The organism is Laspinema olomoucense D3b (assembly GCF_025370785.1).
Taxonomy (GTDB): Bacteria; Cyanobacteriota; Cyanobacteriia; order Cyanobacteriales; family Laspinemataceae; genus Laspinema; species Laspinema olomoucense.
On record NZ_JAMXFA010000014.1, the window covers coordinates 86,179 to 103,886 of the forward strand.

The 17,708-nt window shown below is 46.8% G+C and carries 24 protein-coding genes and 1 pseudogene; 11 read left to right on the forward strand and 14 right to left on the reverse strand.

The annotated features are described in order from the left end of the window. Positions 1-23: 23 nt before the first annotated feature. Entirely contained in the window at positions 24-737 is a 714-nt protein-coding gene (locus NG792_RS12455; RefSeq protein ID WP_261201257.1) for a class I SAM-dependent methyltransferase, read from the reverse strand. A 130-nt stretch (positions 738-867) separates the two neighbouring features. Between NG792_RS12455 and miaB the strand changes: the two genes are divergently transcribed. Next, positions 868-2,232: a tRNA (N6-isopentenyl adenosine(37)-C2)-methylthiotransferase MiaB gene (miaB, locus tag NG792_RS12460; RefSeq protein WP_261201258.1), complete on the forward strand. Its 1,365-nt coding sequence runs from the start codon at positions 868-870 to the stop codon at positions 2,230-2,232. Positions 2,233-2,397: 165 nt separating this feature from the next. On the opposite strand, the gene NG792_RS12465 is transcribed toward miaB, so the two are convergent. The 3 genes from NG792_RS12465 to NG792_RS12475 all read right to left on the reverse strand — a co-directional run bounded on the left by NG792_RS12465 (position 2,398) and on the right by NG792_RS12475 (position 3,553). Then, a complete protein-coding gene (locus NG792_RS12465) occupies positions 2,398-2,844 on the reverse strand; it encodes a type II toxin-antitoxin system VapC family toxin (protein WP_261201259.1) in 447 nt (148 codons plus the stop codon). A 4-nt stretch (positions 2,845-2,848) separates the two neighbouring features. After that, positions 2,849-3,109, reverse strand: a complete 261-nt coding sequence (locus NG792_RS12470; protein WP_261201260.1) for a hypothetical protein — start codon at positions 3,107-3,109, stop codon at positions 2,849-2,851. Between the two features lie 108 nt (positions 3,110-3,217). Then, positions 3,218-3,553: a phage integrase N-terminal SAM-like domain-containing protein gene (locus tag NG792_RS12475; protein ID WP_261201262.1), complete on the reverse strand. Its 336-nt coding sequence runs from the start codon at positions 3,551-3,553 to the stop codon at positions 3,218-3,220. A 356-nt stretch (positions 3,554-3,909) separates the two neighbouring features. Here NG792_RS12475 and NG792_RS12480 point away from each other — a divergent pair, with 356 nt between their 5' ends. From NG792_RS12480 to NG792_RS12490, 3 genes are read left to right on the forward strand one after another with little or no spacing between them, the layout of a single operon-like run. Next, complete coding sequence (locus tag NG792_RS12480) at positions 3,910-4,590, forward strand: GTPase domain-containing protein (protein ID WP_261235621.1); 681 nt, start codon at positions 3,910-3,912, stop codon at positions 4,588-4,590. Continuing rightward, complete coding sequence (locus NG792_RS12485) at positions 4,587-5,201, forward strand: hypothetical protein (protein WP_261235622.1); 615 nt, start codon at positions 4,587-4,589, stop codon at positions 5,199-5,201. The genes NG792_RS12480 and NG792_RS12485 overlap by 4 nt, the downstream gene beginning before the upstream one ends. A gap of 47 nt (positions 5,202-5,248) precedes the next feature. Next, positions 5,249-5,998: a hypothetical protein gene (locus NG792_RS12490; protein ID WP_261235623.1), complete on the forward strand. Its 750-nt coding sequence runs from the start codon at positions 5,249-5,251 to the stop codon at positions 5,996-5,998. A gap of 488 nt (positions 5,999-6,486) precedes the next feature. Here NG792_RS12490 and NG792_RS12495 read toward each other — a convergent pair whose 3' ends face one another. Genes NG792_RS12495 through NG792_RS12505 form a run of 3 tightly spaced genes read right to left on the reverse strand, consistent with a single transcriptional unit; the run spans position 6,487 to position 7,338 of the window. Beyond that, a complete protein-coding gene (locus NG792_RS12495; protein ID WP_044195547.1) occupies positions 6,487-6,699 on the reverse strand; it encodes a DUF2283 domain-containing protein in 213 nt (70 codons plus the stop codon). Continuing rightward, positions 6,687-7,070 carry a DUF4258 domain-containing protein gene (locus tag NG792_RS12500; RefSeq protein ID WP_261201265.1) on the reverse strand — a complete coding sequence of 128 codons (384 nt, stop codon included), beginning with the start codon at positions 7,068-7,070 and terminating at the stop codon, positions 6,687-6,689. Before NG792_RS12500 ends, NG792_RS12495 begins: the two co-directional genes overlap by 13 nt. Next, positions 7,012-7,338: a hypothetical protein gene (locus tag NG792_RS12505; protein WP_261201266.1), complete on the reverse strand. Its 327-nt coding sequence runs from the start codon at positions 7,336-7,338 to the stop codon at positions 7,012-7,014. Before NG792_RS12505 ends, NG792_RS12500 begins: the two co-directional genes overlap by 59 nt. Positions 7,339-7,392: 54 nt before the next feature. Between NG792_RS12505 and NG792_RS29140 the strand changes: the two are divergent. The 3 genes and pseudogenes from NG792_RS29140 to abc-f form a co-directional block, all read left to right on the forward strand. After that, positions 7,393-7,557, forward strand: a pseudogene (locus NG792_RS29140) (WD40 repeat domain-containing protein); the annotation flags it as partial. A 138-nt stretch (positions 7,558-7,695) separates the two neighbouring features. After that, positions 7,696-7,848: a type II toxin-antitoxin system HicB family antitoxin gene (locus NG792_RS12510; RefSeq protein ID WP_261201267.1), complete on the forward strand. Its 153-nt coding sequence runs from the start codon at positions 7,696-7,698 to the stop codon at positions 7,846-7,848. Between the two features lie 355 nt (positions 7,849-8,203). Continuing rightward, positions 8,204-9,826, forward strand: a complete 1,623-nt coding sequence (gene abc-f, locus NG792_RS12515) for a ribosomal protection-like ABC-F family protein (protein ID WP_261235624.1) — start codon at positions 8,204-8,206, stop codon at positions 9,824-9,826. On the opposite strand, the gene NG792_RS12520 is transcribed toward abc-f, so the two are convergent. After that, on the reverse strand, positions 9,805-10,815 hold the full coding sequence (locus NG792_RS12520; RefSeq protein WP_261235625.1) for a fatty acid desaturase family protein: 1,011 nt from the start codon (positions 10,813-10,815) through the stop codon (positions 9,805-9,807). The genes abc-f and NG792_RS12520 overlap by 22 nt on opposite strands. Positions 10,816-11,145: 330 nt before the next feature. On the opposite strand from NG792_RS12520, the gene NG792_RS12525 reads away from it, so the two are divergent. Further along, on the forward strand, positions 11,146-13,248 hold the full coding sequence (locus NG792_RS12525) for a hypothetical protein (RefSeq protein ID WP_261235626.1): 2,103 nt from the start codon (positions 11,146-11,148) through the stop codon (positions 13,246-13,248). A gap of 156 nt (positions 13,249-13,404) precedes the next feature. On the opposite strand, the gene NG792_RS12530 is transcribed toward NG792_RS12525, so the two are convergent. From NG792_RS12530 to NG792_RS12555, 6 genes are all read right to left on the reverse strand, one after another. Then, the gene (locus tag NG792_RS12530; RefSeq protein WP_261201271.1) at positions 13,405-13,524 is read right to left on the reverse strand and encodes a photosystem II reaction center protein J; all 120 of its coding nucleotides are present in this window, start codon (positions 13,522-13,524) and stop codon (positions 13,405-13,407) included. Between the two features lie 69 nt (positions 13,525-13,593). Next, complete coding sequence (gene psbL / locus NG792_RS12535) at positions 13,594-13,716, reverse strand: photosystem II reaction center protein PsbL (protein WP_207086231.1); 123 nt, start codon at positions 13,714-13,716, stop codon at positions 13,594-13,596. A gap of 15 nt (positions 13,717-13,731) precedes the next feature. Continuing rightward, positions 13,732-13,866 (reverse strand): cytochrome b559 subunit beta, encoded by a 135-nt coding sequence (gene psbF / locus NG792_RS12540; RefSeq protein WP_015150282.1) that lies wholly within the window; start codon positions 13,864-13,866, stop codon positions 13,732-13,734. A gap of 24 nt (positions 13,867-13,890) precedes the next feature. Continuing rightward, the gene (gene psbE, locus NG792_RS12545; RefSeq protein ID WP_261201272.1) at positions 13,891-14,142 is read right to left on the reverse strand and encodes a cytochrome b559 subunit alpha; all 252 of its coding nucleotides are present in this window, start codon (positions 14,140-14,142) and stop codon (positions 13,891-13,893) included. 141 nt (positions 14,143-14,283) lie between these two features. Then, positions 14,284-15,288 (reverse strand): photosynthesis system II assembly factor Ycf48, encoded by a 1,005-nt coding sequence (locus NG792_RS12550; RefSeq protein ID WP_261235653.1) that lies wholly within the window; start codon positions 15,286-15,288, stop codon positions 14,284-14,286. Positions 15,289-15,412: 124 nt separating this feature from the next. Continuing rightward, the gene (locus tag NG792_RS12555) at positions 15,413-15,748 is read right to left on the reverse strand and encodes a rubredoxin (RefSeq protein WP_261201274.1); all 336 of its coding nucleotides are present in this window, start codon (positions 15,746-15,748) and stop codon (positions 15,413-15,415) included. A gap of 311 nt (positions 15,749-16,059) precedes the next feature. On the opposite strand from NG792_RS12555, the gene ndhC reads away from it, so the two are divergent. From ndhC to NG792_RS12570, 3 genes are read left to right on the forward strand one after another with little or no spacing between them, the layout of a single operon-like run. Further along, entirely contained in the window at positions 16,060-16,422 is a 363-nt protein-coding gene (gene ndhC / locus NG792_RS12560; RefSeq protein WP_261201275.1) for a photosynthetic/respiratory NAD(P)H-quinone oxidoreductase subunit C, read from the forward strand. Beyond that, a complete protein-coding gene (locus tag NG792_RS12565; RefSeq protein WP_261235627.1) occupies positions 16,419-17,150 on the forward strand; it encodes an NADH dehydrogenase subunit K in 732 nt (243 codons plus the stop codon). The genes ndhC and NG792_RS12565 overlap by 4 nt, the downstream gene beginning before the upstream one ends. After that, the gene (locus NG792_RS12570) at positions 17,143-17,667 is read left to right on the forward strand and encodes an NAD(P)H-quinone oxidoreductase subunit J (protein ID WP_261235628.1); all 525 of its coding nucleotides are present in this window, start codon (positions 17,143-17,145) and stop codon (positions 17,665-17,667) included. The genes NG792_RS12565 and NG792_RS12570 overlap by 8 nt, the downstream gene beginning before the upstream one ends. Positions 17,668-17,708 lie beyond the last annotated feature (41 nt).

Genomic DNA, 17,708 nt, shown 5'->3' on the forward strand with positions numbered 1-17,708 from the left:
CGGGTCATTAATGAATTCCATCATCACGGTTTTATCCCCGTCACCCCAACTCGGGCATCTCCCCAACGATGGATTTTAATCTCGGAAAAGCCTGCTCGCTTCGCATAAGTTTCTAATTCCTCCCCCGTGGAACACATACTCAAGTAAGCCGGACGTTGGTCAATCGGATAAGAATACCCTGCCATAAATACGTCCCATCCGTGACTGGAGGTCAAATCCACATTATCAAAAAAGCAGCGTCCCCCGGACTTTAACACTCGAAATGCTTCTTTTAAATACTGATAGCGGTCCCACTCATACAGGTGCATAAACACCACAGTACAATAGATCAAATCAATAGAATTATCGACAATTTCCTGTAACCCTACCCCACTCAATTCGATTAAATCAATATTGTCCAAACCTTCCAAACGTTGGGCTGCATATTGAAGCATATTCGCTGAAATATCGGTCCCAATCCATTTTTTGCATTTTGGGCTTAAAAACTTGCCAACTCGACCCACACCGCAGCCAATTTCTAAACAAATATCTTCTGGTTGGATGCCGACAAAATTATCAATTCGATTCACCGTATTGAGTCCCGTGCGGTCTAATTCCGCCTCATCCGTATGTCCGGCGACATACAATTTAGCCTCATCCATATTGGCGGCGAGGTTGTCCCAAGTTTCTTTATATTGCGATCGCTCCTGAATCATAGGGTTCTGACTTCCATTCCTAGTGGGTAAAATTGACTGCAAGCTTTATAATAATAGTTTATGTTTGCATCCGAGTCATGGCTTTCCCCGGGGCGATCGCGGCCCATAGCCGGTCGAGTGCCAGACTGCCATAGACCCAAAAGGCCCGTTCATTTGCGAAAAATAGCACATTATGTCCTCTATCCCTCGTCGTTACCACATCACCACCTTCGGCTGTCAGATGAACAAAGCTGACTCCGAACGCATGGCAGGTATCCTGGAAAATATGGGGTTCCAGTTTTCCGAAGACCCCAACCAAGCCGATCTAATCCTCTACAATACCTGCTCAATTCGGGATAATGCCGAGCACAAAGTTTATTCCTACCTAGGCAGGCAAGCCAAACGCAAACTCCAACAACCCAACCTCACCCTCATCGTTGCCGGTTGCGTGGCACAACAGGAAGGAGAAGCACTCCTGCGCCGGGTCCCCGAATTAGATATGGTCATGGGACCCCAACACGCCAACCGCTTAGAGGATTTGCTCGAACAGGTGTTCGCCGGGAACCAAGTGGTAGCGACTGAGGCGGTGCATATCATGGAGGATATCACCAAACCGCGCCGGGAGAGCCAAGTTACTGCCTGGGTGAACGTAATTTACGGCTGTAACGAACGCTGCACCTATTGCATTGTCCCCTCCGTGCGTGGCATCGAACAATCTCGCACCCCAGAAGCGATCCGCGCCGAAATGGAAGAACTCGGACGCCAGGGATACAAAGAAGTGACCTTACTCGGTCAAAATATCGACGCCTACGGCAGAGATTTACCGGGAACCACACCGGAAGGACGAAATTTACATACCCTCACCGATTTGCTCTATTTCGTGCATGATGTCCCGGGAATTGAACGGATTCGCTTTGCCACCTCTCACCCCCGGTATTTCACGGAAAGATTAATTCGGGCTTGTCAGGAATTGCCCAAGGTTTGCGAACATTTTCATATCCCATTTCAATCGGGAGATAATGAGGTATTGAAGGCGATGGCGCGGGGTTATACCCATGAAAAATATCGCCGCATTATCGATATGATTCGCCACTATATGCCCGATGCTTCTATCAGTGCCGATGCGATCGTGGGGTTCCCTGGGGAAACCGAGGAACAGTTTGAAAATACCCTGAAACTGTTAGAAGAAATTAGTTTTGATATGCTCAATACGGCGGCCTATTCCCCACGTCCGGGGACACCGGCAGCGGTGTGGGAGAATCAGTTGAGTGAAGAAGTAAAAAGCGATCGCCTGCAACGGTTGAATCACTTAGTATCTATCAAAGCCGCCGAGCGATCGCAGCGGTATCTAGGGCGAATTGAAGAAGTCCTAGTCGAGGAGCAAAATGCCAAAGACCCCACGCAAGTCATGGGAAGGACACGCGGCAACCGCCTCACATTCTTCACCGGCGATATCAATCAGTTAAAGGGACAGTTAGTCCAGGTGAAGATTACCGAATCCCGCGCCTTCAGTTTATCCGGCGAGGCGATTTCCGTCCCTCAACCCGCCTTGGTTTAAGGGCGATCGCTGCCTAGGTCAGTGATGGAGAACCCCGGGAAAAAACCGGGGTTTTCTAGGTTGAATGGGCAGATATATTGCGAGTCTGGCTTCATGAGGTAGAGATATTTAGAGGACAGGTGTGCGAGCATCTTGCTCGCTCTATAAGTCCACCGAACCGCGATATCATATCCATGATTCCCAAGAAAATGCCTGAACTTGGTTGATGCGCTTAAAATCACTGTCGGCAGAAACAAGGATTAATCCGTGCTGAATTGCTGTAGCAACAATCCAAAGGTCATGGTCAGTCAATCCTAAGTTGCTGATACTGGTGCGACGCCGCTTATTTTTATCCTTGGGCGCAAACTGATTAAAAACTGCTGTTTTAATCTGGCTATAAAAAATGGCCGTTTCTTCATCTATAAAATATAAATCCACTTGACCCAAAAACTCTTCTACTGCTCTGAGGTTTTCGGATTTTTTCGCAGACTTATCCGCCATATATCGCAATTCTGCATAAGTAATAATGCTAATCCCTATTCCGTCATTTCCCTGATTATTTAAAGCATTAAGGACTTGAACATTGCCATTGATAATATAGCTACAATGGTTTGTATCCAGTAAATAAGGCATGATATTAAAACTGGGTTTCTGAGCGAGTTTCATGAACGGAATGAAGGCAGTCTTCCAGGTCATCTCCTTGCCAAGTCCCGGCAACTTTGAGTAAATCTTTGGCGGTTTTACCTCTTTTTAGCGGCGGCAATTTTCCCAAGGAAGATGCTTGAGTGGGTTCGGCGGCTTCTAAGGAGTCGAGAAACTCACTCACGAGGGCAAGTCTTTCCGGTGAGAGGTTGTTCAGTTGGCTGGCGACTTTTTGGCGTAATTGAGTTGTATTCATGGTTTTTTTTAGTAATTTAAGCTAATTATAGCCTTGTGATAGCGGTGCGGGGGACTGATGGGGTATAGATATTTAAAGGAGTGTGGTAAGCGTAGCCTGGGCTACGGGTCATGAAAAAACTGTCGGCAAGCGTTTGGGGCGTTGGGGTCGCTCGATTTCTTCAATATCTGGTAAGTCGAGGTGCAGGAGTTGGCGGTAAAGAAAGAGCAGGGCATTGAGGGCAATGTTTTGAGTGGAAGCGGCAATTTTCTTATTGAGAGCGAGGCGGGATAGGTAAGCGCGTACTTCTGGTGCTCCCATATCTTGGGGGTGGCGCTTCTGATGAAACAGCATGAAGTCTCGGAGGTAGTACAGGTAAGATTTTTCAGTTTTGCGACTGAGATGCCGAAAGCGGGCAGTCTGGCGCAGGCGATCGAGGAGTTTAGGTTGCTGTGGTCTTTCCATGACGCTGGCTGCGGTAAAAGTCTCTCAATTGGGGTATTATCGGGCAGTTACGGGATAACCCCATACATACTATCGGATAGACTGCAACTGCTTGACAACACCGCCTCAGAAGAAGTTATAATCTAGGTGTGGTCTAGTACACGGTTAGACAGATTAACGCCCTGGTAAAGACAGTACAAAAAGATGATCTATGGGAATGACTCATTTCAAGGAATATCTAAAACTGACCCACTCAAAAAATTCTATAGATTTTTGTTTCAGAAGGTGAAGGGCTTTATAGGTTCTAGCTACTGCGTTAGTCATCGTATAGGCCAGGGTACAATCCAGGTAGAATCTACGAAATTATTTAAGCGTTTATGCCATTACCTTTTGTTATTCCGATAATCATAGCCTTTTCAGTAGGCGTAGTAGGAACTGCGAGCGTTTGCAAGTGGGACGACATTAATTACGCCTTAAAAGGAAAAAATTTTGCAGTTTTAGGTGCAAGAGCAGTTGGGAAAACAACTCTTTTAAAGTATCTAGAGAAGGGGATTTTGATTGAGAGGTATAAACAAACTCTCGACAAAGAAGAAGTAGAAAGAACAAGAGTTAAACTGGGGGACTTAGACATTCGTCTAAGAAAAACCGACGACGTTTCAGGAGATCAATCTGCATATGGGGGATGGAAAAATTTGTTTGATGAATCTGATTTAATTCTCTATATTGTCCGAACCGATGAGTTGTTGAAGCGTGATCCAGCTACAGAGAAGCGTTGTGAGGATGATTTGAAGCAAATACAAGGGTGGATCAAAGAATCTAAAAAAAGAAAGCAATTCTTTATCGTTGGAAACCATTGGAATACTGATCCTGCATTTAAGCGTCTTGGTACTGACAAAATGGGAAATTATACGGATGAATTTAGGGCATTACCAGTAGTTAAGAAGATGACTCAACTTGCTGGTGGGTCAGCTACAGTCAAAGTGGCTCTTGGCAGTTTAGCAACAGAACGTGATGCAGACGTTTTGATTACAAGCATTTTTCAGAAGGTGGAGAAATGAAAAATTTATTTTTCTGGGCGCAAAGCCTGGATAATCAAGCTCCAGACTTAATTTTGAAAGATTCTGAAGAATTATCTGATCAACTGCTTCGGCAACAAGTTATTTCTGAAATCTATGAAGTTCCAGGCAGAAAAACAACGTTACCTTCAGCCACCTCAGAGATTACAGTTCGTTTTAGTGATCCTAAATTTGTTGTAGAAGCTTTGCCCATTGAAAAAGACCAGATCAATCGTTCTGCCCCTATTGTAATTTATGGGGAATTGCCGAAAGAATTCTCTAACGAATGGATCGAGAGTAGTTGTACCAAAATTAGTGATATTGTTTCTGATAAACTCAATCGTACTTTGAGTAAAGATGCAGTAACAGCGATACAAGGATGGTTTACTGAAATTTTGGAAGAAAAAAAAAAGAAGGTAGAGGTGCAACAGCAAACTATCAGTCTAGTCACGGTCTTTTTCGCTCCGTTGTTAATAGGCTGGCTGCTCCAAACCAAAGAGATTCAACCAAGTCTTTTACAGATGGCGGGATTAATCGCTTTAAACAATTTATTGGTGATGTCACTTCAGACCTTTTTAATCAACAGACCTCGCAGAAGAAACAGGACAATATAAATCAAGGACAGGACGAACAGAATTATTCCAAGCAAGAGTCTAAACAGATGAATCTTGATACCATTCAACCCAGAAAAAGAAGAGCTATTTTAGTTATTTCCCCGGATGAGTTAACTAGATTAGAGTACACCCCTCAAGGCAATGACCTTCTTCTCAATGAGCAAGTTCACCTTTTGGTTATTACAGATAAAGTAGAAGGTTCATTAGCTAATAAACTAGAAAGTAGTGGGCTGTTAGAATCAGGTAGCTTACTCATTCAAAACCCTTATGATCCTTCAGATTATGCCTCCCTTGATAAAGCATCTTCAACTTTTGCATTAGCAAAATACTTTCATTTCACTACTTTATGCGGTTTACTAGGTGCGCGGGAAGTTACGGTGGAACAAATTGAGGTAAAAACTTCAAAGGGTAAACAATTGTTCAGGGGATCTCTCGATAGCCTGTATGCTCAAGGAAATATTGAAGGAAAAAACAAAACCTTTGAGGAAATGCGTAACAATCTCAAAATTAAAAGTAGCTTTGATGGTGGACCACCAGATTTAGAGGCAGCCGATTTGCATCTTCGTCAATATAATCTGCTAAATGATATAGCAATGAAGTCGCTTATAGATCAAAGAAAGGGAAGTAATCCAATTAAGAGTCGGGAATTAACCTTAAGTCTTAGTGAGGAGTCTAGAAAAACTCTAAAAGTTATCTCTGACCTAAAAATACCCATTTATGGGGATCTACAGCCTCAAGTGGAACAAGCGAAGAAGGAAACATATGAGTTTACTTTAACAATTAAGGTTTATTTTTAGCTATTATAAACTAAGGAATTTTAATTCAGCCTAACTCCACTTTTATTCCCACAACCTTAAATGAAGTTGCCGAATGTTTGAAATATCAAGGTTCCCCCAAAACCCTAGAAGATATGGAAACTGCCATTCGCGAAGTATTCAGGAGCAATGGCATAATTAGCATGGATGTGAATTTTCTGCGGTGGGGGTGTGAGCAACGGGGTTTCTAATCTGTCGGTTGCCAGATTGAACTTTCCAGTAGCCTAGAGGCGATCGAAACACCCGATCCGACCGTCAACCCCTCTGCCCCCAGTCCCGTTTATATGAGCATTGATCATCAAAAAATTAAATATCGCAGCCGGATTCTCTGGATTGTTATCTAATTGAGCAAAACGGGATGCTCCCGCCCTGGGTGGGTTGCTGACTCCTGATCAAGGCAAAGTTACAAGGTTTGGAGTGATAACTTTAGCCATCATCGGGTAAGCATTGCCAAAGCGATGACCACAAACTTAGAGCGCTACTGTTTCAAAGGCAATGCGTATGGGATGATCAGAAGGGGGTAAAAAATTGAGCTTTTCAAACCCAATCACTTGCCCCTGTTGATCCTTCATTAAAATCACCTCATCCCCCGTTTCTTCGGCTTCGACCTCATCTTGAGGATTACCAAACCAGACAACAAGTGTATTGCCGGTGCGGTCATAGAATACTTTTACTTCTGCCATAATTGCTCTCCTTCCTTAATAGCACTGGTTCGATAGGCTGTGATTAAAAATCCTTCTCCATTTAAGCGTCTAGTCACCGCACAGACCCAACGTTTTGTACCATCATTACGGTAGAATAGGTAAACCTGAGCATCAGTGTTACTAAGACGAACTTCATCTGGGTCGCTTAATGTATTTTGTACCTCGGTCAAGCGGTTGATCATGATTGGATGCTTAACCGTGACAATAAACTGCCAATACTCGGTAGTTGTGCGAACGCAGAAGCCAAGAGGCGTGACGATTTCAAAGAGGATTTCAGGATTCGATGAGGAATCATCGTTCATAAACCGATTCCCCGATCGCCACATTCCTCGAAAAATTCGCCCCCACATCAAAGGTGGGGTCAATACCAATCAGATCCACCTTCGTCCGCCTCGGCTCATCAATCCCCTCAATCTCCTCCCACACCCACTCCCTCCGCAGCGTAGAAAGCAGATGCAGGTTGTGGGGGTCGGTGGGTTGCTGACTCATAAAAACACCAGAGAGCGCACACCCCATTATAGCCCCTTCCCCAATCCGAACCTGACCTCCAGCTAAAGCATCGGAATGACTGACAATTTCTTCCCAAGTCCCCTCGATTTCTAGCGGTTTTGCCGTCATAGAATATCTCGCTCAATACTAGGATTCAATTCATTATAGGCTGCTTCTAACGATCAGACGCTGGAACTGTGGAACTTAGCGACAAGTAAACCATTAGCCACCTTTACCGGGAAAGCTAAGATGCGTTTCTGTGCCGTTCCACCGGATGGGGTGACGGTGGTAGCGGGGGATAGTATGGGGCGGGTGTATTTCCTGCGGTTGGAGGGGTTGAGGGGTTGAGAAACCGGGTTGCTTAACCCGATTCGGGTGAGGAGGTAAAGGTTATGGCAGAAACCGGGTTTCTACAGCAGCAGGTTGCTGGGTGAAGCGTTATTGGATGGGCTAAAATCTTGATTAGATAGCCATTAGAAACAAACGATGAAAATTAAAGCAATGATTTGGCAAGAAGATGATGTTTGGTGCGGTTCAGTTCCTGCCCTTCCCGGTTGTCACACCTGGGCATCCAGTTATGAAGAGTTGTTAGAAATGCTTGCCGATGCGGTTCTTTCTTTGGCTCGAAGTAACGAGTGAACAACAGGAAGTCACCCCAGAAAAACTATTCATTGAGTTATCTTTATGAAATCGATTTCTGGGAAACCACTCTGCATCCCCTTACCGGGACTGGTAGAGTTAAATTATAAAATTACAGGTGCAATCAGATCCAGCCGGTATTCTTGCCTGCACGAATCTCGAATCTTGTAAACCTTCTAACTCGCTGACCCGAGGGGTTGTCAAAAACAGAGGGGATTCGTTATAGTTTAAAAAGGTCAGTTTCAACCCTGACCCCTCACTTGTATCTGGGCTATTACCCTTAAGAACATGAAAAATCTTTTGAGCTATATAACTGCAACTCGCCACAAACAGGTCATGAGCCAGAGGATTCAGTATGGAAAAAACGAGAAATATCAGAAATACGGTTGTTTTATGGGGTGAGAATTTAGGCTACACCGTTGAGCAAACCCGCACGCTGTTTTCGGGGGTGAATGTGACGGTGGAACAAGCCGATCGCATTGCCTTAGTCGGTGCGAACGGAAGCGGTAAGTCTACCCTCATGCAGCTATTAGTCGGACAGGTTCAACCCCCGAGGGGTTCTGTTGTGCGTCGGGGCTCTATCTATTACTTACCCCAAGTTGGCACTCTTCGCCAAATCGAGCAAGAACAGACCCTTTTTCAGTTCCTCAGCGCCCTCTATGAGGAATGGTGGCGCATTGATGAGCTTTTAGAGACTCAATTCAATACCCATTTTGACTTATCCTTGCCTCTACACCGCTTGAGTGGGGGAGAATTAACCAAGCTCTTTCTCGCGGTGGGTTTAGCCCAAGCGCCGGACGTTTTGCTGTTGGATGAACCGACGAATCACCTTGATTTACTCACTTTAGAGAGTCTGCGCGCCAGCCTAAATCAATTTCCGGGGGCTTTTGTTATTGTCTCTCACAAGCCCTTTTTTCTCGATCAGGTGGTGACAACGACTTGGGAATTAACGCCTCAAGGGGTGAATGTTTATGGGGGCGATTATTCCTTTTATCGAGAACAGAAACGGATTGCTCTAGCGGCTGCACGGCGATCGCATGAAGTGGCCAAAAAAGCCTTAAAACGTGCTCAAATCACCGCCCTAGCTGAACAAAAACGAGCCGCACAATCTCAGAAACGGGGTGAACAAAAAGCCGAGAGTGGGAGTATGGGTAAGATGGCAAAACACTATTTTGCCAATCGCGCTTCCTCCACCGCCGGCAAGGCAGCGGAAAAAAATGAAGCAACCCTTGCCCAAGCGGCGCAAAAGGTGGCTGAGACGAAAATTAAAACGGTCAGAGCGACGAATATCCAACTGGAAGAAAAAAGCCTGAAACGGAAAACTCTGGTTGAGATTGACAAAGCCTCGCTTAAAGTAGGCGATCGCCTGTTAATCGATAATTTTCGCTTGCATCTGTCTTCTGGCGATCGCGTCGTCATCGCCGGTCCCAATGGTTCGGGAAAATCAACCCTGATTAAAGCCCTGTTTAACCCGGACGGGGTGGGCGTTCTAGAAGCAGAACAAATGCGAATCGCCCCAGCCATGACGGTAGTTTATCTCGACCAAAGCTATGGATTTGTGAATCGTCAGCAAACGATTTTAGAAAATATGCAGTCTGCTAATCCCCAGTTATCCTATCAACTGTTACGGCAACAGTTAGGGCATTTTTTGTTCTTTAACGATGATGTGTATAAGTCGGCGGCTGTGTTAAGCGGGGGAGAGTTAGCCCGCTTGGCGATCGCCATGATCAGTATTTCTGAAATTGATTTACTGATTCTCGATGAACCCACCAACAATCTAGACATTGAAACCGTAGAACAAATGATTCAAGCTCTTAATGACTATCAAGGCGCAATCTGGGTGATTTCCCATGATCTGGACTTTTTGAGCCAAATCCAAATTAATCAAGCTTTTAAGATTAAGGAGAAATTCTTACAACCCACTACTTTTTTACCCCAAGAAACTGAGGCTTATTATCAAGAATTACTCTCTATGTAAGATTCTGACTTAACAATTAAGACGGGATTTTTACCGAAGTGATAAGCGGATTTGAGATAACCAGGGTCTAGTTTCATTGGGGGCAAATCATGGTCTTTTAAAACGGTTTGAATGCGATCGCAAGCTTCCGGAAGGTGGTAAAAGGGGATGCCGGGAAAGGCGTGATGAATAGCATGATAGGATAATCCTCCCATTAACCATCCGATGAGGGGGTGGGTAGCAATATTGCGTCCGCCATAGAGTTGAGTGAGGTGAGAGGTGGTCGATTTTCCCCAGAGTCCATAATGTTCTAAATGGTCTCGGGTTTGCATGACGAGTCCGATCGCCCGTTCTAAAATCAGCCACAACAACAGATAATGCAGCACTTTTCCCTGCAGATAAGCGCCGGTAAATAACAGGGTGTGAATGCTCACGCTACCGAGGATATCCCGGATTAATTGTTGTCGCAGTCGGGGAATTTGTTCTTGGAATTGGAGTCCTTTAACTAGGGTTTTGAAAATGAGTCCGATGCCGCCAAAGATAGCAATATCGATCGCCCATTGGTGGCGAATATAAAATTGCACCAAGGGATGAGCTTGTTGATACTCTACTTCAGTCCATTGCACTCGTTCTGGGTCCCGCAGATTGATACCATTCCAGGCATGATGCCAGGGATGCAGGGTGGCATAAACACCGTAAGGCCAAAATAGGGGCCAACTGATCACGTAGGGAAGCAGGCGATCGCAGTTTTTCCATCCCGTGAGGGTTTGATGAGTCATATCATGGGTGCAAATTAGCCAAAATCCCCAGAGGAAGCCGCCTAGGGTGGCAGTGGTGGCGAAGAAAATGGGGTTGGCAGTAGTCCAGGCTATCAGCAGGAGGCTGAGACTGAGGAATCCGAGAATAGTAAATCTCAGCAGTCCCGGGACTGGATCGATGGACTGTAAGTCAGCAGTGACTTGCTGGAGGGATTGGGTTAGAGAATGAGATTGCAAGAGGCGATCGCTCATGTTGGCAGAAGAATGTTTTTTATCGATGATAAATTAATTGAGGTGGGGGCTGCCGAAACGACTGAAGTCGTGACATTGAACTCATAAACTCAAGTCGTGACACCCAAATCAAACCAAAGCGAGTGTTTAAAAGCCTCTCTTCTCTTGAGCCTGCGGAGGCAGGCTTTGTCCGCAAACGCCGCACCCTTGAGGGTGTAGGACTTTGCCGATAAAAATGGGGTGATGATGACTCAAGGGGGTGGGGTGATTCCAGATCCGCTCTAGGTGGGTTAAACTGACAGACAGAATTGGCAATAACAACTCAGGCAAGGGTTATCTGTGTCGGAACCGATGGAAGACTGGGAATTTCTGATCCAGAAAGAAGGCGATCGCGCGTGGCTTTCCGTAGAATCTCCGGAAGTGGAAATTTTGGAAGGGCGCTATCGCATGGTGGCGCGTTGTAGCCGGAATAATGTGCCGGTGGAGATTCGGGCGATCTATCAATCGTCCGAAGAGTTTCCGCCGAAGCGTCGGATGCAGAAGCGGGGGACTCGCACCAATGGAGAAGGGTTGATGGTGGTGATCCCGTTTACTCGTCTTAAGCCCGGATTTTGGGATTTTACCTGCTTTCTGGACCAAACGACTCAAGGTTCGATTCGGGTTGAGGTGTTATCCATTGAGGAGGAAGGGGATAGCGATTTCTCCGGGGGTCTGACTTCGGCGGGTTTCCAGGAGGGAACGGAATCGGATCGGGAGGAAGAATTTTCGGACTTGGAAGGGGACGATCGCCTACAAGCTGCTGCCGAAGCTGTTGCCGAAGATGAGGCAGCAGGGGTGGCAGAAGAACAAAACCCAGGAACTCCGACACCTGCTGCGGACCCCTCCCTCCCCGGCAAATTGTACGCTTTTCCCGATCGCCTCCCCTCACTGGCAGAAGGGTCCAGGACCAGTCCTCCTCTAGTCCCCCCCTCGCCACCTCCGGCACAACCTCAAAAACTGCCGCCCTTGCAACTGGTGTTGCAGCGGGAAACCTATATGGTGAAATGGGGTAAAGTCTTAACCTTAGAGGGACGCATTGAAGCGGTTGATGGGAAAGCAGGCGATCGCATTTCCGGTTTAGAATTGCGGGTGATGCTGCAAAATCCCCAGACGGGCGCAAAAATTGTTGAGGTAGGACATCCGTTGTCTGAGGGAACCCTACCCATGACATTTTCTTGTCCCGTAGAGATTCCAGAACAGACAAAGAGTCATCTACTGTTAGGAGAGGTGAGTTTGTCTGATGCCAGTGGGACTCAGTTAAGACGGCGATCGTTTACGATTACAGCAGATTTAGATGACTTACTCGGGGCGATTTCCCCAGACTTGAGTGAGGAAAAGCTCTTAGAGCATTCCCGGGAATCGATTCATCAACAGAATGTTGAAGAAATCGATGCCTCGTTTGATGAAATTCTGGAAACGATTAAAAAGAGTCAACCGATTTCCTTTGAACCCTCGGGAAATCAGGTGTTGCCGCCACAGATTGTTAAACCCCAGGCAAAATCACCCCAAGCCGGGAAACCCCTGGATCTGCCTACTTTTAAGCGTCCCCAACCGCCAGCGCCAGCAGAGGAAGTGAAACTGCCCGATCCGGCGATCGCCATACCGGCAGAAGCGGAAACCCCGCCGCCGAGTGCGCCTGTTCCCCAGGAATTGCCCACTACACCAGCCGAAACTGAGGCAACGGCCCCCTCCTTGGAAGTGAAATCAGAACCGGATCAGGGCGCTAAAAAGGCTTCTCCGGTGGATCAAGCGTTTCAATCCTTGCATTTACAGGATCGGTTCTTTTCGCGGTTGAATGCCTTGGCGGGCGATCGCGAGTTGTCCGATTGGCTGAAAATTAGTTTTACTCCGGTTTCTGAGGAGTCGCAAGACAATCCATTTGAGATGGATGAGGCGATCGCCGATGAGAATTATTCAGAAGGCTCCCTGAGAATGCCTCCGGAACCCGAGGAAATCGACTGGGAAGCCCGGGAAATTGTCGTGGATGATGAGTTACTCGCGGAAGCCTCGGTTACCGCTGCAAATGCTAAAGCTGAAGGGGCAGCCCTGTTGCTGTTACCGGAAGATCAGCCGGTTCCGAACCCGCGCCTGAGTTTACCCAAAGGAGAATTAAGCGCAGGGCGATCGGTTAAAGTCACGGTGCAACTGCCCCAGATGCTACCCCGAATTTATGTCAAATTATGGGTACTTGATCGCCAAAGTCGGACGGTTCTGGATGGACCCCACTGGTTAACCCAATTTTGGCCCACGGGATTCGGGGATGTGGAAGGTAGCCGGGAGTTAATGGTGCCTTATGGCAGTTTGCAGGTGCAATTTGAGGCGATCGCCGTGGAAATGCAAACCCAGCGAGAGAGTCATAAAGTGTCCCTTGAACGGCAAATTTTACCCCCAAGTCCACCGAGTTTACCTCTGTAGAGCAACCGGGCATGGGGGAGGGGTTTTTCTGCCATAAAAATACCGCCTGCTGTAAAGTGGGCGGCATTTTTATTTGGGATGGTTAGATTTTAGAGGTTAACCTAGGGTGTTTCTCCAAAATCTAGCATCGACTCTTAGTACAGATCGGACCGAAATCTACATCGAGGAACCTAAACCAACGTAGGATCCATAGAAGAACAGACCAACAACCGTGAGGACACCCATCCCGGCGATCGTACCGATAATCCACAAAGGAATTCTTGTTTCTCCAGACATTACACTTGCCTCCCCGTTAAAAAATTACTAATTGGGTTAAATCAACTCAAACTAGACAAACTTTACCAGTTAGTTGAAGAAATAACTGGAAAACAGAATACCGAGAACGAAGACCAGAAGTAAGCCCAAGTACAGGGAAGTACGATTGAGTTCAACAGGTTGTTTGTTGGGATTAGAACTACGTGCTGGCATTGACTTCTCCTAAACTTATCGTTGAATGAACTGCATCGCCGCGATCGCACCCAAGAAGAATACCGTGGGAACAGCTAGGGTATGAACAGCTATCCAGCGAACGGTAAAAATTGGATAAGAAATGGGCTCGTTTGAACGATTTGTCGTCACGATGGACTACCTCCTGAAATTGATTTACTTAACTATGAAGTCGTTAATCTGGTCTTTCGCATTAAAGCGATCTTGAACGATCGGCAGTTCCAAGCGTTCTTGGCTGAAATATTCGTTCGGACGAGGGGTGCCAAACGCATCGTAGGCTAACCCAGTGCTGATAAACAGCCAACCGGCGATAAATAAGGCCGGAATGGTGATGCTGTGAATCACCCAATAGCGAATGCTGGTAACAATATCAGAAAACGGACGTTCTCCAGTCGATCCTGTAGCCATTCAGAATTCCTCCTCTAACAACGCGCAAAATCTTAATCTATGATACAAAACTTCAGAAACCATCACAAGCCAATTCAGGGAATAAAATCCTAAAACGGCTGCGATCGCCCGATCGCCCTTTGGGTTTTTAAGGGCCTAACCTTAGGCCGCTTCCGAGGCCCCTTGATATTTCAGCAAAATCCCTTGCTGACCGATCGCAAAACCCATCTCTTGATTTAGGAATAGGACTTTGTAAAAGTTAGAAGGGACATTTTCTACATCCCGGTCCTTCTCCCAAGTCATCCCGCCATCGATACTCCGCAGTAAATTGCCACTACCGCCCCCAATCCACAGTTCATCCGGGGTCCGATAAGCTAAATCCAGCAGTCCCCAGCTTGTAGAAAACTCAGGATAGATCGCTTCGTCCCAGGTTTCCGGATCCTCTGGGGTGCTAAATTGCAACTGTCCCCCACGCGCCAACATCCACAGACGACCATCAGCGGAAAATCCCATATTTTGGATGCGTCGGGAACTGTTGCGATTATGAGGGACCCAGGCACTTTGACCCGGTTCCCACATTGAGAAAAAGTTTCCTTTCGCAGAGACAGCGATATATTTCCCATCGGGCGAGCGATCGAGATTTCTAATCACCCCAACCGCCTCTTCTACCATTGCCTTCCAGGTTTTCCCACCATCTTGGGTACGATAAATCGCCCCGACATTAGTGGTCATCTCCGCCGAATTGGACCCCAAAGCAACAATGGTTAAAGGACTACCCGGGAGCTTTTCACTCAGTGGAATTTGTTCCCAAGATTTTCCCGTATCTGTAGTATGCAGCAAAATTGAAGGTTCACCGACAATCCATCCTTCTGACCCAGAAAAACTAACCGAATTCAGGCGAGAACGTTCGTCATCCAAGCCTAATTGCTTGAGTTCCCAGGTTTCGCCACCATCAGCAGTTTCCAGCAGAGTCGCTTCACTGCCAACTAACCATCCATGCTGGAGGTCATCGGTAAAGCTAATATCATTGAGGTTAGCTTCTGTGGGTAAAGGGACGACATTCCAAGGGTTATAACTTAGAGAGGGGACCTTGCTGCAACTGACACAGAGTAGCACAACCGCAAGCAAGGCAACAATTCGTTTCAAACTTTTTAAGATGGAGTCCATCACCTTCAAAATTTATCTATTTCTCAATCATCAACGGGCGTAACACCCAAACCATTCGGGCAGTCACCCCGGCAGTTAGGGGCTATTTCGAGCTTAGGGTGAGGGATTCTAGCAACTCCGTTGCTTAGCGTAAACCATACAAACTTAGAAAAAAGATGAATCCGAGTGCCAAGGCACTAAAAATCAAGACATTTTTCTGCGCCCCTGTCAGGGTATTGGCCCCTAACCCAAAGCCGTAATTTTCCTTAAACCCCGAGGCGGTCCCTTTGGGTCCAATGTTGCTAAATTGTGTGGGCTTGGCCCCACAAACCGGGCAGCGCCAAGTTAGGGGAACCTCCGTAAACGCTGTTCCTGGAGCAATTTTACGGCCATCTCCCTTGGAGGGTTCATAAACGTAGCCGCATGAGCGGCATTCATACTGATCTAGTTCTTGAGGTTGAACGGCTTCTTCAGTGTTCATCGAACTCAAAGGATGGGAAGGTCCAAACATTAAAACGATGTTAAAGATTATGACATAGTAGTGAACCGCTTTCCATTCCGAACGGTTACAGGTTCAATCTTCGCGATCGCCCCCACTCAGACTCCCCAACCTGTTCTGTCTTGTTCAAGGTCACAACTAAAGTTGTGACCTTGAACACGGGATGTCATCTCTTAAAGATCTAGCCCTGGGTGGAGTCATCTAAGGCGAACAGTTCTCTTAGCGGCTGCCTCCACAATTATGTAAAAATGTAAACCAGTCGTACAAGTCCTATCTGGCTAGAGTTACTTATTGTGTTTGTCCTCTCCGGCTACGAATATCTCCTGGGTTTCCTGCTCGTTTGCAGTTTAGTCCCGATCCTGGCCCTCAGTACATCGAGATTAGTTAGACCCAAAGCAACCTCTCCCGAACGGCGAACCACTTATGAATCCGGCGTCGAACCCATTGGCGGTGCTTGGATCCAATTTAATATCCGTTACTATATGTTCGCCCTGGTCTTTGTAGTCTTTGATGTTGAGACCGTCTTTCTGTATCCCTGGGCTGTCGCCTTCCACCGACTTGGAGTGTTGGCCTTTATTGAAGCCCTGATTTTTATCGCAATCCTGGTAATTGCCCTCGTGTATGCATGGCGTAAAGGAGCCTTAGAATGGTCATGAAATCTAATTCAACTCCGGCGAATCTGAGTGAGGGACGGCTCATCAACCCGATCGCCAGACCGGAAGTCACTCAGGAACTCTCAGAAAATGTCATCCTCACCACTGTTGATGACCTCCACAACTGGGCGCGACTCTCTAGCCTTTGGCCCCTAATGTACGGGACTGCCTGCTGTTTCATTGAATTTGCGGCTTTAATCGGGTCCCGGTTTGACTTTGATCGCTTCGGTTTGGTGCCCCGTTCCAGCCCTCGCCAAGCGGACTTAATCATTACCGCAGGCACGATTACCATGAAATACGCACCGATTTTGGTGCGTCTGTATGAGCAAATGCCAGAACCGAAATATGTAATCGCAATGGGCGCTTGCACGATTACCGGCGGAATGTTTTCCGCCGATTCCCCCACCGCAGTGCGTGGGGTGGATAAACTGATTCCCGTGGATGTCTATATGCCTGGATGTCCTCCGCGTCCCGAAGCGGTGATCGATGCGATCATCAAACTTCGCAAAAAAATCTCCAATGATGCGATCCAGGAACGGGGTCAGATTAAGCAATCCCACCGCTTCTACACTCGCAAGCACAATATGAAGGCGGTTGACCCGATTCTGACGGGGACTTATTTGCAGTCTGCCACACGCCAAAATCCACCGAAAGAATTAACTGAGGCGATCGGAATGCCTGTGCCCCCCGCCCTCAAAGCGAGTCAGAAGAAGGAGGAAAAACGTGCCTGAAGAAAACAAAGAAACCCAAGGTTCTGAACAGAAAATTGTCCCGACGGGCAAAATTTCTAAATGGTTGACTGAAAATGGCTTCCAACATGAAGCCTTAGAAGCGGATCATTTGGGGGTAGAAATCCTCAAGGTTGATGCTCAATTTTTGATTCCGTTATCCACGGCACTCTATGCCTACGGATTTAATTATCTCCAATGTCAGTGCGGTTACGATCCAGGTGCGGGACAAGATTTAGTGAGTATGTATCACTTAATTAAGGTCACGGACTTTGCCGATCGCCCGGATGAAGTTCGCATCAAAGTGTTCGTCCCCCGAGAAAATCCCACGGTGCCATCGGTCTACTGGATCTGGAAATCGGCGGATTTCCAGGAACGGGAGTCTTATGATATGTATGGCATCGTTTATGAAGGACATCCGAATTTGAAACGGATTTTGATGCCAGAAGATTGGATCGGTTGGCCGTTACGGAAGGATTATATTTCCCCAGAATTTTACGAGTTACAAGACGCTTATTAAGTTTTGGGAAAATATTTCCAGGATAAAAATACCCTCCTTTT

Coding starts and splice junctions, on each gene's coding strand:
- NG792_RS12500 (WP_261201265.1), bottom strand. CDS start 7,070: ATGTGGGGGCGAATTTTTCGAGGAATGTGGCGATCGGGGAATCGGTTT.
- miaB (WP_261201258.1), top strand. CDS start 868: ATGTCCTCTATCCCTCGTCGTTACCACATCACCACCTTCGGCTGTCAG.
- psbL (WP_207086231.1), bottom strand. CDS start 13,716: ATGCCAGCACGTAGTTCTAATCCCAACAAACAACCTGTTGAACTCAAT.
- abc-f (WP_261235624.1), top strand. CDS start 8,204: ATGGAAAAAACGAGAAATATCAGAAATACGGTTGTTTTATGGGGTGAG.
- NG792_RS12490 (WP_261235623.1), top strand. CDS start 5,249: ATGAATCTTGATACCATTCAACCCAGAAAAAGAAGAGCTATTTTAGTT.
- NG792_RS12530 (WP_261201271.1), bottom strand. CDS start 13,524: ATGTCTGGAGAAACAAGAATTCCTTTGTGGATTATCGGTACGATCGCC.
- NG792_RS12525 (WP_261235626.1), top strand. CDS start 11,146: ATGGAAGACTGGGAATTTCTGATCCAGAAAGAAGGCGATCGCGCGTGG.
- NG792_RS12555 (WP_261201274.1), bottom strand. CDS start 15,748: ATGAACACTGAAGAAGCCGTTCAACCTCAAGAACTAGATCAGTATGAA.
- NG792_RS12520 (WP_261235625.1), bottom strand. CDS start 10,815: ATGAGCGATCGCCTCTTGCAATCTCATTCTCTAACCCAATCCCTCCAG.
- NG792_RS12485 (WP_261235622.1), top strand. CDS start 4,587: ATGAAAAATTTATTTTTCTGGGCGCAAAGCCTGGATAATCAAGCTCCA.
- NG792_RS12470 (WP_261201260.1), bottom strand. CDS start 3,109: ATGAATACAACTCAATTACGCCAAAAAGTCGCCAGCCAACTGAACAAC.
- NG792_RS12480 (WP_261235621.1), top strand. CDS start 3,910: ATGCCATTACCTTTTGTTATTCCGATAATCATAGCCTTTTCAGTAGGC.
- NG792_RS12550 (WP_261235653.1), bottom strand. CDS start 15,288: ATGGACTCCATCTTAAAAAGTTTGAAACGAATTGTTGCCTTGCTTGCG.
- NG792_RS12505 (WP_261201266.1), bottom strand. CDS start 7,338: ATGACGGCAAAACCGCTAGAAATCGAGGGGACTTGGGAAGAAATTGTC.
- NG792_RS12565 (WP_261235627.1), top strand. CDS start 16,419: ATGAAATCTAATTCAACTCCGGCGAATCTGAGTGAGGGACGGCTCATC.
- psbE (WP_261201272.1), bottom strand. CDS start 14,142: ATGGCTACAGGATCGACTGGAGAACGTCCGTTTTCTGATATTGTTACC.
- NG792_RS12495 (WP_044195547.1), bottom strand. CDS start 6,699: ATGGCAGAAGTAAAAGTATTCTATGACCGCACCGGCAATACACTTGTT.
- NG792_RS12465 (WP_261201259.1), bottom strand. CDS start 2,844: ATGCCTTATTTACTGGATACAAACCATTGTAGCTATATTATCAATGGC.
- NG792_RS12475 (WP_261201262.1), bottom strand. CDS start 3,553: ATGGAAAGACCACAGCAACCTAAACTCCTCGATCGCCTGCGCCAGACT.
- NG792_RS12510 (WP_261201267.1), top strand. CDS start 7,696: ATGAAAATTAAAGCAATGATTTGGCAAGAAGATGATGTTTGGTGCGGT.